The following is a 438-nucleotide window of genomic DNA, read 5'->3' on the forward strand; positions in this document are numbered from 1 at the left end:
TGTGGGAGATTCTATGGTTCATGCCTAGCCCCTAAACGGCTTTAGGTGAGTATTCGCTCTGATTTTTCAGCAGAGCAAATACCACCCGGGCAAGCTTGCGGGCTAGTGCGACCAGTGCTTGGGTAGTGCTCAATCCGCGCCCTCTCAAAGCCTCATAAAATCCTTTCCACGCCGAGGTCCGGCTCGCCGCCATTGCAGCGTTGTGCAGCAATCGACGTGCCTCTGAGTCGCCTCGTTTGGTCAGGCAGCGACGGCCTTTCTTTTTGCCTGAGTCAGATATGCGCAGATCCAAGCCTAGAAAGGCGATGAATGCGTCGGCATTCCTGAAGTCCCCACGCTGAAAGGATGCGAGCAAGCGGGCGCCGGTCAACGTACCGATGCCTTCTACCTTCATGCAACGCTTGAGCTGAGCGCCTAAACCGGCTTCGTCTATCTGCG

1 protein-coding gene is annotated in these 438 nt (G+C 56.2%); it reads right to left on the minus strand.

Going from position 1 to position 438, the window contains the following annotated elements:
- Positions 1 to 31 precede the first annotated feature (31 nt).
- The coding region (locus GTU76_RS29815; protein WP_180700268.1) for a transposase at positions 32 to 438 on the minus strand (407 nt) is incomplete at its 5' end.

The organism is Pseudomonas crudilactis, from assembly GCF_013433315.1.
GTDB lineage: Bacteria > Pseudomonadota > Gammaproteobacteria > Pseudomonadales > Pseudomonadaceae > Aquipseudomonas > Aquipseudomonas crudilactis.